Here is a 14,684-nt window from a genome sequence, read left to right on the forward strand (position 1 = left end):
CGGGTGGGCGAAAACGGGTATGTCATCATCGATGCCACGCGGGCGCAATTCATCGATCAGGACATCCTCGAAACCATCCACGACTTCGTGGCCGCGGCCTCGGACGACAATATCACCGTGGAACTGAAGAACCTCAATGGCAACTCCGGATTGATACCACCAAAGCAGGCCATCCCCGTCGGCGTTTTATGAAATTGGAGGAAAACGGTCGGGGACAGCGGATCGACTACCAGCCGGTCGGTCGGCTTCCTTGGATCGGAAGTCGTGCGACGATAGCGGTTTCGAGCCTGATCCCGGCATTACGGCGATCGAGAATTCCGATTTGCAGCGGCACGCTTTCGATATTCGTTTTGCTAATGGTTGCCTCCGGGGCTTACGGAAACATCTTCGAAGACGGGGAGAACGGTGATGCCGCTCTGAGCAGCGAGAGGCCTCACATTCCCGAGCCGATGGTGTTCGATTTGGTCAGGCCGCTGGGCGTGCAGCAGGGAGAGTTCGAGACCAATGTTCTGGCGGGGCACTCTCTGAGAAACGGAGAAACGGATTGGGCACCGGAACTGGAATATGCGGTCCGGGACGGCTTGGCGGTGGAATTCGAACTTCCTTTTGAAAACCTATCGATAGCCGAATACAAGCTGGCGGTACAAGGGACTCTGGGAACGCTGTTCGGACGCCGCTTCATTCACGGTTGGCAGGCCATCGGGCGCTATGACCGGCATCACGACGGCTATTCCGCCGACGCTCTTTATCTCGCCGGCTATCGCTGGGACCACGCGTTCAGCACCTTCAACATGGCGGGGCTCAGATGGTCCGGTATCGATCGGCGCAATAAATTGGCAGGTATCGTCAATACGAGCTGGTTCTACGGTGTCTCCGATCGCGTGACGTTGGGCATCGAACTGGACAATGAAATCGCATCGCGCTGGGGCTATCTGTTGATGCCGCAGATGCATCTGGACTTCACGGATCACGCCACTCTTCAACTCGGAGCCGGCCCATCCCGCCTGCCGGGTCAGCCTACGGAGTGGATGGCGGTCTGGCGCATGATTTTCGCGTTCTAAAGCCGATTCGATTCGGACTAGAGGCGAAATTTCAGAAGATGAGGCCACTGCCGATCGATCGGCAGCCATCCGAAATCGACGCCGCTTCAGTGGACAAGAAAATAGCCTGTTCATCCTGACCGTCCCGGCTTTTATCTGCTTTGCCATTTGGGTTAAGCCGCTACGTATCCAACTGCCTTTCCAGGCTGAAAAAATCGTTTGAGCCATGATTTTTCGTACGAATTCGCTGTCGTACCTTTAATGAGGCCAAATCCTGTCCGATCGCGAAAAAAGGGTAGGGCATACCCTTTGGGAAAATCTCGGCGGGTCAGCCTCAGCCGAAAGGAAGTATTTTCTGATTCCCAAGGAGGGTACAAGATCATGATTACGCGCAAATCCGTCTTAGCATCTCTCGTGGCTATCGCCGTTGCCGGTTATTTCGGATCTGGGGTCATGGCTGCGCCGGACGATCCGATGGACTCGATTCTGGCCGAAACCGCCGGGGGATACATGAGCGACACGGCGATTACCGCCAAAGTCAAATCGGCATTGCTGGCGGATCAGAGCACGAGCGGCCTCGCCATTCAAGTCGAAACCAACAAAGGTGTCGTGCAGCTGAGCGGTTTCGTCGACAGCGCGGCCGAAAAGGAGCGGGCGGCAGAAATCGCCAGTGGCGTCGAGGGCGTTAAAGATGTCAAGAACGACATCCGGGTAGGCCGTAAGGAGACTCCTTGAGGGCTGAAGTAGAACGGGACGGGACAGCATCGAGAGTCGATTTGGATCGGATGACGGTCCATCGGCGGTGGATTCCCGTCCCGGCAGTCATTCGGAGCGCCGACCGCCGTGGCGGTCGGCGCTCTCTTTACTCCATGGGGCGGATCTCCGCCTTAATTCGTCAACATCGGATCGAATCGCCGACGGGGCATTCATCCTTAAACTGGGCGAAAGCCGAACCGGATAGGCCTGTTCGGCGCATGCATACTCTTGGGTGTTCCGCTTTCTTCTCGTCATGAAAGATCACCGGGTTAACACGGCACGAACAGGTGCTTCCTGTTTTGGTCCCACGGACGATCCGCTATGGCGAATCGAGGAAGAGGGTTTCAATCTGGCGCGGGAGCACGAAATCGAGTCGTTGTTCGCGGTTTCGAATGGCTATGTCGGTTCCCGCGCGTCTCTCGCGGAAGGAAGCCCATTGTCGGATCCCGCAACGTTCATCGCTGGAGTTTACGACACCGATTCATCCGCCCAAGGTGATCCCGTTCCGGAACTCGCCGCGGCTCCCGATTGGATGCAGCTGAGCTTGCTGATCGGCGGACAGGAGTTCCGTCTCGATCAGGGCGGTTACCTTTGGCACCGCCGCGTGATCGATATGCGGCACGGTATTCTGTGGCGCGAATTTGACTACCGGGCGGGGAACGAAGGGCTGATTCACGTACGTGCCTGCCGTTTGGCTTCGCTTGCCGACCGGCATGTTCTCTTTCAGTGCATACAACTGAACGCGGAAAACCAGTTTCCCCGAATTCATCTCCGGGCGCTGACCGAACCGGAGGTCGAACGTCCCGGCCGGGTACGTCTAACGCCAGAACCCTGTCCGCCTTCGGAAATTGGCCCCGATTCGCCCTATCTGCTCGAGCTGTGCACGCGAACCACGCAAATCAAGGTCGTGGTCGCTACCGCGGGCCGACTGCGGATCGGCGGCGAGGTCGTCCCGCCGCAAGTCGAACCGCTGCCGGACCGACGCGTCGAGTCCTGGGAGCTGGATATCGAGCCGGGGAAAACTTATCGGTTCGACCGTTTGGTCGTGATCTACACCTCGCGGGAGGCCGAGCGACCGGCCGCCATGGCTGCGGACCATTTGGGGAGGCTGTTGAATTCCGCTCCGGAAGACGTGATCGATGCTCACTCGCGGGCTTGGGAAGAGCGCTGGCGGGAAAGCGACGTCGAAATCGAGGGAGACGAGGCATTGCAGAGGGCCGTGCGGTTCGCATGTTATCACCTGATCGGGGCCGCCAACCCGGAAGACGAGCGGGTTTCCGTCGGTGCTCGGGCTCTGACCGGCGAAGCCTACAAAGGCCACGTCTTCTGGGACACCGAAATCTTCATGCTGCCCTTCTACATTTTCACCCATCCCCCTTCGGCACGGGCAATCCTGATGTATCGGTATCACACTTTACCGGCCGCACGGGAAAAGGCGCGTCGGCTGGGCTACCAAGGAGCGCTGTACGCCTGGGAATCGACCTACACCGGCGAAGAGACCACGCCGGGTTACAGCATAACCCCCGACGGCGAGATCAAGCCCATTCTCAACGGCGTGCTGGAGCACCATATCAGCGCCGATGTCGCTTATGCCGTTTGGCAATACTGGCAGGCGACCGCGGACGAGGCGTTTCTTTTGCAAGCCGGTGCGGAGATTCTGTTCGAAACCGCACGATTTTGGGCGAGCCGGGGCCTTTTGGAGGAGGATGGAAGCTATCACATCCGGGAAGTCATCGGTCCCGACGAGTATCACGAGGGCATGGACGATAACGCTTTTACCAACCTGATGGCGCAATGGAACCTGGAACGTGCCGCAGAGGCGGCGCGCATCGTCGCCGATCGGTGGCCGGATCGCTGGCTGGAGCTTGCGCGCCGCCTCGATGTAAACGAGGACGAACCCGAGACGTGGCGGGACTTGGCGCGGCGAATGTATACCGGGTTCGATCCGAAGACAGCGCTGTTCGAGCAGTTCAAGGGGTACTTCGAACTGGAAGACATCGACCTCGCCCGATACGGTCCCCGTATCTTGCCGATGGATATGATTCTCGGGCGAGAGCGGACGCAGTTGAGCAAAGTCGTCAAGCAGGCCGATGTCGTAATGCTGATCTATTTGTTCTGGGACCGGTGGTCGCCCGAGGCGCGTGAGGCCAATTTCCGCTATTACGAGCCGCGTACCTCCCACGGAAGCTCCCTGAGTCCGTCCATTCATGCCGCCGTGGCCGCTCGGCTGGGCGATATCGAAACCGCCATGCGCTACTTCCGCCAGGCCTCGGAAATCGATCTCACCAACAATATGGGAAACGCAGCGGGAGGCGTTCATGCCGCGGCGCTAGGTGGGTTGTGGCAGGCCGTGGTTTTCGGCTTCGCGGGATTGAGCGTGCGGTCGGACGGGTTGGGCTTTACGCCCCACTGTCCGCAAGAGTGGCGAGCGCTCCGTTTTCGGTTGGTTTGGCGGGGCGTCTGCCTGCACGTGGACGTTAGGCCCGAAACCGTCGAAATCGTCGCGGAGTCGGGCGAGCCCGTGGTAATTCAGGTAGGGGACGCGTCGCCCGCGCGGTTCGTATCCGGCCAGCGCGTTCGCTGGAAACTGGTTGAAGGAGTCTGGAAGGAGGTTTCAACATGAGCGATGAGCGTGCGGAAAGGAACACAGTCGTATTGCCGCTCGATACAACGTCCCGGTCCGCTGCCATATTGCCGGTCGCGAAGACCGTCATCCAACTCGCGGAGGCAACCCCGTGCGTTGTGCAAACCGAATGGCCGACAAGTTCTCTTCCGGAGTTGAAGAAGAAATTTCCCAGCCTGAAAGCACTGCTCAAACATGCCATCATCGCCCCGATGCAAGGGCAGCCGGCCGAGGGGATTGTCCGTGCGGCTACGGAGTGGCGCAGCCTATGCATCGTCATGGCAATGCACGAGGGCAAGAAGATGCCCGATACCGGGCTCGATTCCACTGCCGAAGGGGTTCTTCGGGAGATGCCTTGCCCGGTCGTGCTGGTGCCGCCGGAACGCGAGCCGACGCCGTGGCGCATTCGGCAAGTGGTACTGCCCCAGGATGGTACGCCCGAGACCGCCCGAGCGCTGGGTCCGGCTATCACGCTTGCCGGGCGCACTGGCGCCAGTTTGTTGGTCCTGCATGTGTCCGGTGCACATGCCCCTCCGCCGCAGGAACCTGGCACATTGACCGCACCCCAATATGTCGATCAGCCCCAGCATGAATGGCCCGCCTGGGCACAGGAATTTCTGGAGCGGGTAAGATACTTGTCCGGAGAACCGGTTAAGGGCGGAATTCGGATGTTCATGGCGCGCGGCGAGCCCGGTCCCGAGATCGTGCGCTTCACCCACAGTCGCGGGGCCGATCTGATCGTTCTGTCATGGCATGGCGAACTGGCGCCGCGTTGCGCTCTCACCCTGCGCTACGTGCTCCAGTATGCGCCATGCCCGGTCCTGGTTTTGCCAGAGAGCCGCGAACAATCCGGCTTGCCTTTTCATCCCCGATCGGGCGAGAGGACGTTCTAGTCCGTGCTCAGTTCGACGAGGTCCGCCACCACAATATCCGCCCCCGCCGTTTTCAGGGCGTCTGCATGGCCGGTTCGGTCGACGCCGACGACGCAGCCGAACCCTCCTCTGCGACCTGCTTCGACTCCGGCGATGGCGTCTTCCACAACCACCGCGCGGGGTGGCTCAACGGCGATCCGCCTGGCGGCCTCGAGAAAGGAATCCGGCTCCGGTTTGCCGCGCAAACGCATTCGTTCCAAGTCGATCCCGTCGACCCGCGTATCGAACAAGTCGCTCAACTGCGCCGCCTCCAGGACTTCGGCACAGTTCCGGCTTGCCGACACGACGGCCGTCGCGAACTTCTTCGCTCTCAGTTCATGAATCAGGTCGACGCTCGATGGATAGATCTCGGCACCGCGGCTCCGGAGGAGTTCCAGATAGAGGACGTTCTTCTTGTTGCCGAGCCCGCAGACGGTCTCCCGGTCCGATCCATCGCCGGGCTCGCCGTAGGGAAGCGCAATGCCGCGCGAGGCCAGAAAGGCGGCTACGCCGTCGTAGCGAGCCTTGCCGTCGATGTAAAGCCGATAGTCCGAATCTGCATCGAAACTACGCTGGGGCTCTCCGACACGAGCCGCGTACCGCTGCAGAAAGTCGTCGAAAAGAGTCTTCCACGCGATTTTGTGGAGCGTCGCCGTTTGCGTGATCACGCCGTCCAAGTCGAAGATGACGGCATCGTAATCTCTCCGCGTGATCGCGTGCGAGGATGAGCGGATATTCATAACACCTCCGTAGTGCCTTCGAAAAAACTTCCGTATATCGATTGGACCTCAGGCAATGGGAAATCTGACAAGAAAGCGGTGTGCGCCGGAAAAGTGCCGCACGACAATTGAATCGCATTGTCTTGGGCGGCAAACTGTTCGAGCACCGGACTCTGGGTAGAACGACGGCAGGCCGCGCCGCAGACCGGTAATCCTAGAAACGGCAGTTGACCGCTTCGATGCACCAGAATAGCCTTTCAAGTCTTAACCGTCACCGCTTCTATCCGCTTCACCGTTTAGGTGAGGCCGCTACGCACCCGATTGCACGGCGGGCGGGCCGCCTGGCGGCGTTGCTCCTTCTTGCGGGGGACGGCCCCGCGGCGGCGTCGCGCCTTGCCAGCCGTCCCGCCCGCCGCACACTCGGACGCGTCCAACTGCCGTTTCTAGGATAATTCCAATAATAAGGAGCACCTGATGAGTGATACGACCAGCGATTCGCCGGAAAAGACGGGTGAAGTCACCGCTTGGCACAATATTTCGGCGGAACAGTCGATAGAACGCCTGGAGACCGACCGGCGGCATGGGCTTTCCGAAGCCGAAGTCCGCGAGCGGCTGGCACGCTTCGGCCCGAACCGCCTGCCGCCGGCCCGCAAGCGCAGCGCCCTGCTGCGGCTACTGTCGCAGTTCAACAATCTGCTGATTTACGTTCTTCTCGCGGCGGCGACAGTCACCCTGCTGCTGGGAGATTACGTGGACACCGCCGTGATCGTGGCCGTCGTGGTGCTCAATGCCTTTATCGGCTTCATTCAGGAGGGCAAGGCCGAAGCGGCTATCGAGGCGGTGCGAAACCTGTTGTCGCCCTCCGCCGCGGTGCTGCGGGAAGGGCGCAGAATGACGGTTCCGGCCGAACAATTGGTGCCGGGCGACCTGGTGCTGCTGCAATCCGGCGATAAAGTGCCGGCGGACTTGCGCCTGGTCGAGGTCCGAAGCCTGCGCATCGACGAAGCCGTGCTTACCGGCGAATCGGTGCCGGTAGAGAAATCCGTGGCGCCGGTGGCTCCCGATGCGCCGGTGGGCGATCGGCTGTGCATGGCTCATTCCGGCACGCTAGTGACATACGGACAAGGCATAGGCGTGGTGGCCGCCACCGGCACGGCCACCGAAATCGGCCGCATCAGCACGATGCTGGCGGAGGTCGGCGCTTTGGTCACGCCGCTGCTCAAAAAGATCGAGCAGTTCGCCCGGTGGCTGACCGCCATCATCTTGGGCTCGGCCGCGGCGACTTTTGCTTTCGGCTGGCTGACCCGCGGTCTAGGGCTGGAAGAGATGTTCATGGCGGCGGTGAGCCTGGCGGTCGCGGCGATCCCGGAAGGCTTGCCGGCTATCGTCACCATCACATTGGCGGTCGGCGTGCAGCGCATGGCGCAGCGGAACGCCATCCTGCGCAAGCTGCCGGCGGTGGAAACCCTGGGTTCGGTCACCGTGATCTGCTCCGACAAGACCGGTACTCTGACCCGCAACGAAATGACCGTGCAGACGTTGGCGACGGCCGAAGACGAAATTCAGGTGAGCGGCGCCGGTTACAGTCCGCAGGGCGGCTTCAGCCGGGGCGATGCCGAAGTATTCGCGGCGGATTTGCCCCACCTCTTGGATCTGGCCCGTGCCGGGCTGCTGTGCAACGACGCGGCCCTCCACGAGGAGGACGGAACCTGGCGCCTGGAAGGAGACCCCACCGAGGGCGCTCTGGTGACCTTGGCGTACAAGGCCGGATTGAATCCCGCGTTCGAGCAGGAAGCCCTGCCGCGCATCGACGCCATCCCTTTCGAATCGCAGCACCGCTTCATGGCCACTCTGCACCGCGACCATTCCGGCCATGGATTGATCTTCCTGAAAGGGGCGCCGGAAGTCGTGCTGGAACGCTGCAATCGGCAGCGCCGCGAAGGACAGGACGAGCCTATCGACCCCGCGCTTTGGCACCGAAGAACGACCGAGATCGCCGCCCGCGGCCAGCGGCTTCTGGCGCTCGCCATAAAGCCTTTGACCGAACCGCCCGGATCCCTGACCTTCGAAGACACCGAAGGCGGCTTCACCCTGCTCGGGGTGGTCGGCATGATCGACCCGCCGCGGCCGGAAGCGGTGGATGCCGTGGCCCGCTGCCAAAGTGCCGGCATAAGGGTCAAGATGATTACCGGCGACCATGCCGCGACCGCCAGCGCGGTGGGCACGCAGCTCGGCATCGGCGACGGCGCGCGGGCATTGACCGGCGCGGAGATCGAGAAGCTCGACGACGAGGCTCTGCGGAACCAGGCTAGGGAGGTCGAGGTGTTCGCGCGAGCCAGTCCGGAACACAAGCTGCGCCTGGTGAGAGCCTTGCGTGAGGAAGGCCACGTGGTATCGATGACCGGCGACGGCGTGAACGACGCCCCGGCGCTCAAGGCCGCCGACATCGGCGTGGCCATGGGGCAGCGGGGTACCGAGGCCGCCAAGGAAGCCGCCGAAATGGTGCTGGCCGACGACAATTTCGCGACCATTGCCACGGCCGTGGAGGAAGGGCGTACGGTTTACGATAACTTGCGCAAGACCATCCTGTTCACCATGCCCACGAACGGCGGCGAAGGCGGGGTGATCATCATTGCGATCCTCCTGGGTACGGAGCTACCCGTCACCCCTCTGCAAATCCTCTGGATCAATCTGGTGACGGCAGTGACTCTGGCGCTGACCCTGGCCTTCGAACCGCCGGAAGGCGATTTGATGCAACGTCCGCCGCGTCCGCCCCGCGAACCGCTGGTGACGCGTTACATGCTGTGGAGGATCGCCTACGTCTCGCTGCTTCTGGTCGGAGCGACCCTGGGACTGTACAAATGGGAAATCGGCCAGGGCTCGTCGGTGGAGTTGGCGCGCACCGCGGCGGTCAACGCATTGGTTGCCGGTGAACTGGTCTATCTGATCAACAGCCGCTTCTTCCTGGCTCCGAGCCTTTCGTTGCGCGCCTGGTTCGGCAATCGATACGCCATTCTGGCCATTGTCATATTGATCGGTTTGCAGTTGGTGTTCACCTATGCGCCGTTCATGCAGAGCGCCTTCGGTGCCCGCGATCTGAGCGGCGAAGCGTGGCTCCGGATTGCCGGCGCGGCCTTGGCGGTTTTCCTGGTCGTCGAGCTGGAAAAAGCGGTCGTTCGCCGGCTCGGGAAACCGGTATTGGGCAAGCCCGTGCGGCCCGTGGCGCCGGAGATCCGACCGGCGCGCCTTTGGGATCGGGCCGCTGCGGTGTTGGCCGGCCTGTTCGGGCTTGTCCTGCTTTGGCAGCTGCTGGAGGTTTCGGGACGCCTTTACACCTTGGCGGCGGGTGCCCAAGTCGGTCCGATTACGACTATCGGAATGGTTCTCGCGGTTTTCGCCGCCTTGTTGTCCTTGGTGTTGATCGTAGAGGCACTGCTCGGCATCAAAGCGAATAAGGGATCGTTGACGGCGCTGAAATTGCTGATTCCGGCGCTGCTTCTGGCCGTCGCTTGGCACGCGCCGCTGTATCCGTTCGAACCATGGCACCTTCCTTGGCTGCTCGCGGCGAGCACGACGCTGGTCGTCTTGGGAATCGCTTATCTGATCCTGTCGCTGATGGTTCGCCGGACCGGCCCGCCCGATAGCCTCTAATCCCGATCGGCATTCGAGTGAACATTACATAGGCGGGTTAGCCCCTCGGCTCCGCTCGGGACAGGCCCTTCGACAGGCTCAGGACAGGCTCCGCGTAACCCACCGACCCTTCGACTTGGCTCAGGACAGGTCCGAGGTCGCTTGGTGGGTTACGGCGCACGCGAAGCACGGTGATCGGCGGTCGGTCAGTGCTGATGTGCGCCTAACCTACCATCGATGGGTTTCGCTTCGCTCTACCCATCCTACAAAATGAATGCCTGATTGAACGCGATTTGGAATAACTATCGGCGATCCGCAACGCGCGTGTCAGTGTCCGGGGATCGCACGATCAGCATTTCATCGCCGCCTCTCTGAAACTCGTAGGGCACCTTGACGGTCGCGATCCGGTAACCTTCGGTGGTCAGTTGCGCCACTACGCCGTCGAGATGGCGCGATCTGACCGCGCCGAGTTCCAGCAGGGGGAAGACGCGGACCTCCGCTGCCACGCGGCAAAGCTCGCGCAGGGACTGCAAGTGGAATGCCGCGTCGAAATGAGCGCTGTAGAGAAACAGAAAGTGCGAGCACAATGCGAGGTCGAAGGACCGCTCGGCAAAAGGCAAACACGGAAGCTCGGCGTCGATATACCGTCCCTCGCGTTGTCCCTCGGGGTAATCCGCCAGGAACGCACGCATGGCGCGCAGGCGCATTTCGCCGAGTTCATCGACGGAGCGGATATGCGACCAGACGAATTCGTCGGCATTCTTGCGTGTCTGCTCGATCACGAGGGGAAAAGTGTCGTCTATGCGAGAGGAAATCTCCCGTGCCGTAAACCGATAGAGCGGATCGACCGAGACCACCCCGCCGCCATGTGCCGTCAGCTCCGCATTAAAGCTGGCGGGACCGTCTCCGCAGCCGAGTATTCTTCTTCCGAGTTCGTGCGGTTTCAATGCAAACATGGCGACATATTCGGCGAAAGAGCGTCCCCACGGAACGACTTGATCGAGGTGAAAAGCCATTCACGCTATCCTTTCAAATCCGATGATGCAATTGATCGATCGTACGGGTGACGAGAGCATCCGTAAAGCTGTGAAGCTGATCGCTTCTGTCAGCGATGAGGTTCACCGGCGCGTTCCGGCTGATGGACGACTTCCATAATACGCACTTTGAGAAGCCCGCCCCCGGGACTGGGCCATTCGATCTGGTCCCCCGCGGAAAGGCCCAGCAGCGCGCCGCCCACCGGGGCGAGAATGGAAATCTTGTCCCCTTTGGTATCGATATCCTTGGGATAGACCAGTGTCCGGGAAAATTCCTGTCCCGTCGACTCGATGGTGAAGCGAACCGTCGAGTTCATGGTTACCACGGACGGCGGCACATTCTGCGGATCGACCACCTCGGCGCGTTCGAGCTCCGCTTGCAAATCGGCCTTACCGGGGAAAGCTTCTGCCGGAAGCGAATCGAGCAGGTCTTCCAGCCGTTCCAAGTCCGTTGACGAAACGATAATGTTGGGCTTTCTCTCCATTGATGTGTCCTCGTCATCCGGAGCAACATAGATGAATCAGCGCCCTGAACAGGCGAATCGTTAAAAAAGCGGTATCTTGCGTCACCGACACTCCTGGCCGGCCCGATCCTTCAGCATACGCGCGAATGTGGTCTCCACATAAATATTGAGACCGCGAACGATGTAGTCGTTCCGCGTTGGAGGCTGCGGGTACAAGTTATTTCACCAAAGAGTGAATGCAAAATTCGTTTCGGTCGATCGGAAAGCGTCATCGTGCCTAATACCATCGGCCGCCGGCCGATGATTATCGGTGAAGTACCGCTTACGCCACGATTGTCTAAAAGTTGTGCCGATTGGAAATCGGAAATGGAATTATGAGGTGAAACATGAAACGCATCATTATGGCTATTTCCTTGATGACGACGTTCGTTTTGAGTGGCGTAGGCTTTGCTCAAACGGAGCCGGAACACATAAAACACGTAAGAGAAGCACGCCAGCATGTGACCATGGCTGTGACGGAGGGCGAAAAGGGCGATGCGAAGGCACTCGTGCAACATGCCCAGGTCGGCTTGGACCATGTCAGAATGGCGCAGAAGGAAAAACCGCTTGCTGATCTGGATAAGGCTGCCACAAGTCTGGAAGGTGCTATTAGTCAAGGCCAAGCAGGCGATGTGAAAAAAGCAACCGAACAGGCTAAAGAGTCGGTTGAATATCTTGATGCGGTACTAAGCGGGCTCGGTGGATAAACCGGTAGCTTGCGACGAGTTATCACGGGCGCGTCGGCGGTGATTCAAAACGCCGACGTTGCTCTGAAGTCTTCGTTCGTGGCACTGGTTACAGTCCGTACCGAATTGGCGTATCCCGCCGAAGTTCGCCGCAGCCTACACGGAAGCTTTTCTGAAAGGGAAGTCCGCCTTCGGTATTTTTCAAGAATTTCTTGAGTAGAAAAGGTACCTCGCGGGGCTGCATTTCCGGGCTAAGTACATTCAGGGAAGTCTTGCAGCATAGGCAACCTGCAGGACAACCCCGCCAATCAAGCCAATCTGTCGAGATTCCACAAATATTTGCGGAATGTACTTAGAGCATTTTCATACTTAGTGTACGGGCATTCGCGCGTAGGTCGGGAATCCATTCCCGACGCAACGGGTTCGTCGGCAAAGGATTGCCGACCTACGAAAGCTTGATTCGATCTATCCTGGCCGAAGGCGCCAACGACTCCTGCCAGGACTGTTTTGCCCTACGAGCGAGATTAAAACGCTCTAACACTATTCGCTGCCAACCCGAAACTGCCTACTGATCCGATTCAATTCGCAAATACAGAATCGAACCCGTTTCCAGAACCAGAGAAACAACTAAGCCGACGAGCCTGGTTGTGGAGAATAACGCCCTCAATCTCCGCATAAAATGCATCGAATATCTTGCATCTGCAGAGAATGCTGCCCATAATCGCCGCATGCAAAGCGGAGATTACACTTACATCTGGCAAGCCAACGATTGGCCCAAATGGCGCTATGACCTAGTGGTGCTCGCTGGTCCTTTAGCGGACGTCAGTCGCGCCCAAGGGCTGTTGATGGGACGTCTGGCCGATGTTGGCATGGCATTGCGTGACCAGGCCAGCCTAGCTGCGCTCACCGAGGATGTGGTCAAGACCAGCGAGATCGAGGGCGAACAGCTCAACGTCGAGTCTGTCCGATCCTCCATCGCCCGCCGTCTTGGCGTAGACATCGGTGCCCTGGCTCCGGTGGACCGTCACGCCGAAGGTGTGGTCGAGATGGTGCTTGACGCCACGGCCAACCGCGATGCTCCAGTCACACGGGCGAGATTGTTCGGTTGGCACGCTGCGCTCTTTCCAACCGGGTACTCCGGCCTCGCCCGGATCAAGGTCGGCGGGTGGCGCGACGATGCCGGCGGCCCGATGCAGGTAGTGTCCGGCCCCATCGGCCGCCAGCGGGTGCATTTCGAGGCGCCCCCGGCGGATTGCCTGGAAAGCGAGACAGGACGTTTTCTCGGCTGGTTAAATGGCGAAACCGGCGAGCTGCCGCTCATCAAGGCGGGACTCGCTCACTTGTGGTTCGTCACCTTGCATCCATTCGACGACGGCAACGGTCGTATCGCCCGTGCCATTGGCGACCTGCTGCTCGCGCGCGCCGACGGCAGCCCGCAGCGTTTCTATAGCCTGTCGGCGCAGATTCAGCGGGAACGCACAGCCTACTACGACATCCTGGAGCGCACCCAGAAAGGTACACTTGATGTTACCAAGTGGCTCCTCTGGTTCCTGGACACCTTGTATAGAGCCGTCAATCAGGCGCAGCTCGCTCTCGATGCTGTAATAACCAAGGCGCGCTTCTGGCAGCGCTTCGCGGGCACGCCGATGAACGAGCGACAGGTGAAATTGCTCAACCGGTTGCTCGACGGCTTCGAAGGCAAGCTCACCAGCCGTAAGTGGGCGGCGATTGCCAAGTGTTCGCAGGACACGGCCTTACGCGATATCAACGAACTGTTGGCACGCAGCGTATTGCGCAGGTCCGCAGCGGGCGGGCGCAGCACCAGCTACGAGTTGAGCGGACCGCTGGTGGACGATCGCACATGAGTAAATCCCTGAACGACGACAAAACCACAAGCAGTGATCCCGCCGAAACCGCTTTTCTGAATCTGCTCGGCCAAGATATCGCAGCCCGTCGAGAACGGCTGCAGACGGTCGATACTGACCTGGTTCGCCGCGTCCGATCGCTGGTTCGGGAGCTTGATTGAGCTAGGAAACCGCTGAATAAAACCAAATTGGTCGACGGGGCGGCATGAATGAGCGTCGCGTCCACCATCGTGCCGCCTTTGAGCAAACGACCTTTTTGTTCCAACACATCATTGGTGGTGTTCATCAGCTTGGCAGTCGACTCGTGCCGCTCCAGCAAGCGACGGAAGTTGAGGATGGTCGTTTCATCCGGCAGCGCGTCTTCCACGAGTTCCAGCCCGGCGAACCGCCGCATCGACTCAATCTCGTACAAGGCGTCTTCCATGCCCGGATCGGACAGCGCATACCACTGCTGCAGAAAGTAGATCCGCAACATCGCTTCCAGTGGCATGGGCTGACGACCCCGACGCCCAGCTTTGGGGAAATACGGCTCAATGACCGCCAACAGCGCGTCCCAAGGCACCGCCTGTTCCATTTCGGCCAGGAATTTCTCCCGCCGGGTCTGTTTTTTCTTGGCATCAAACGTCAACGAGGCAAAGCTGGCTTGTTTTATCAAGTCACCACTCCAAGTAGCCTGGGGCAAGCTTGCCATGGCGATTTATTCAGAGATTCCCTAAGAATCAGAAATCAAAAATATCGGCAGAAATATCAAAATCAGTTCTTGCGTCTCGTTGATCCAAATATCTATACCTGGCTTTGTGATAGTTTTGTGACGAATAATTTGACCGCCATGCAGTTTTCGTAACGTTGGCTTCAATACTATTTTTGTTCCTTAATACTCGCGTCATATTTAAATTAAATGACAATTGGATTGCGGT

At 59.6% G+C, this 14,684-nt stretch carries 12 protein-coding genes and 1 pseudogene; 9 read left to right on the forward strand and 4 right to left on the reverse strand.

Going from position 1 to position 14,684, the window contains the following annotated elements:
* The 5 genes from JOD69_RS21080 to JOD69_RS21100 form a co-directional block, all read left to right on the forward strand.
* Nucleotides 1-192: hypothetical protein (locus JOD69_RS21080; RefSeq protein ID WP_210024221.1), on the forward strand; the 192-nt coding region annotated here is incomplete at its 5' end.
* Nucleotides 189-1,061 carry a hypothetical protein gene (locus JOD69_RS21085; protein WP_210024222.1) on the forward strand — a complete coding sequence of 291 codons (873 nt, stop codon included), beginning with the start codon at nt 189-191 and terminating at the stop codon, nt 1,059-1,061. The genes JOD69_RS21080 and JOD69_RS21085, both read left to right, overlap by 4 nt.
* A gap of 360 nt (nt 1,062-1,421) precedes the next feature.
* Entirely contained in the window at nt 1,422-1,775 is a 354-nt protein-coding gene (locus tag JOD69_RS21090) for a BON domain-containing protein (RefSeq protein ID WP_077732393.1), read from the forward strand.
* Between the two features lie 274 nt (nt 1,776-2,049).
* Entirely contained in the window at nt 2,050-4,419 is a 2,370-nt protein-coding gene (locus JOD69_RS21095) for a glycoside hydrolase family 65 protein (protein ID WP_210024223.1), read from the forward strand.
* The gene (locus JOD69_RS21100; protein WP_077732388.1) at nt 4,416-5,312 is read left to right on the forward strand and encodes a universal stress protein; all 897 of its coding nucleotides are present in this window, start codon (nt 4,416-4,418) and stop codon (nt 5,310-5,312) included. The genes JOD69_RS21095 and JOD69_RS21100 overlap by 4 nt, the downstream gene beginning before the upstream one ends.
* Here JOD69_RS21100 and JOD69_RS21105 read toward each other — a convergent pair.
* Complete coding sequence (locus JOD69_RS21105; protein WP_077732387.1) at nt 5,309-6,070, reverse strand: beta-phosphoglucomutase family hydrolase; 762 nt, start codon at nt 6,068-6,070, stop codon at nt 5,309-5,311. The two genes, JOD69_RS21100 and JOD69_RS21105, sit on opposite strands and share 4 nt — an antisense overlap.
* 453 nt (nt 6,071-6,523) lie before the next feature.
* On the opposite strand from JOD69_RS21105, the gene JOD69_RS21110 reads away from it, so the two are divergent.
* The gene (locus JOD69_RS21110; protein WP_077732386.1) at nt 6,524-9,700 is read left to right on the forward strand and encodes a cation-transporting P-type ATPase; all 3,177 of its coding nucleotides are present in this window, start codon (nt 6,524-6,526) and stop codon (nt 9,698-9,700) included.
* Between the two features lie 281 nt (nt 9,701-9,981).
* Here JOD69_RS21110 and JOD69_RS21115 read toward each other — a convergent pair whose 3' ends face one another.
* Both JOD69_RS21115 and rnk read right to left on the reverse strand, forming a co-directional pair.
* Nucleotides 9,982-10,695, reverse strand: a complete 714-nt coding sequence (locus JOD69_RS21115; RefSeq protein WP_077732385.1) for a class I SAM-dependent methyltransferase — start codon at nt 10,693-10,695, stop codon at nt 9,982-9,984.
* A gap of 89 nt (nt 10,696-10,784) precedes the next feature.
* A complete protein-coding gene (gene rnk, locus JOD69_RS21120) occupies nt 10,785-11,198 on the reverse strand; it encodes a nucleoside diphosphate kinase regulator (RefSeq protein WP_077732384.1) in 414 nt (137 codons plus the stop codon).
* 365 nt (nt 11,199-11,563) lie between these two features.
* Between rnk and smbP the strand changes: the two genes are divergently transcribed.
* The 3 genes from smbP to JOD69_RS21135 all read left to right on the forward strand — a co-directional run bounded on the left by smbP (nt 11,564) and on the right by JOD69_RS21135 (nt 13,928).
* Nucleotides 11,564-11,923, forward strand: coding sequence for a small metal-binding protein SmbP (gene smbP / locus JOD69_RS21125; RefSeq protein WP_077732383.1), 360 nt, complete (start codon nt 11,564-11,566; stop codon nt 11,921-11,923).
* 707 nt (nt 11,924-12,630) lie between these two features.
* The gene (locus JOD69_RS21130; RefSeq protein ID WP_077732392.1) at nt 12,631-13,767 is read left to right on the forward strand and encodes a Fic family protein; all 1,137 of its coding nucleotides are present in this window, start codon (nt 12,631-12,633) and stop codon (nt 13,765-13,767) included.
* Nucleotides 13,692-13,928, forward strand: a complete 237-nt coding sequence (locus JOD69_RS21135; RefSeq protein ID WP_240502647.1) for a type II toxin-antitoxin system PrlF family antitoxin — start codon at nt 13,692-13,694, stop codon at nt 13,926-13,928. Before JOD69_RS21130 ends, JOD69_RS21135 begins: the two co-directional genes overlap by 76 nt.
* 29 nt (nt 13,929-13,957) lie before the next feature.
* Here JOD69_RS21135 and JOD69_RS21140 read toward each other — a convergent pair.
* A pseudogene (locus JOD69_RS21140) lies at nt 13,958-14,419 on the reverse strand (IS5 family transposase); the annotation flags it as partial.
* Nucleotides 14,420-14,684: the final 265 nt, after the last annotated feature.

Source organism: Methylocaldum sp. RMAD-M, assembly GCF_017832375.1.
Taxonomy (GTDB): Bacteria; Pseudomonadota; Gammaproteobacteria; order Methylococcales; family Methylococcaceae; genus Methylocaldum.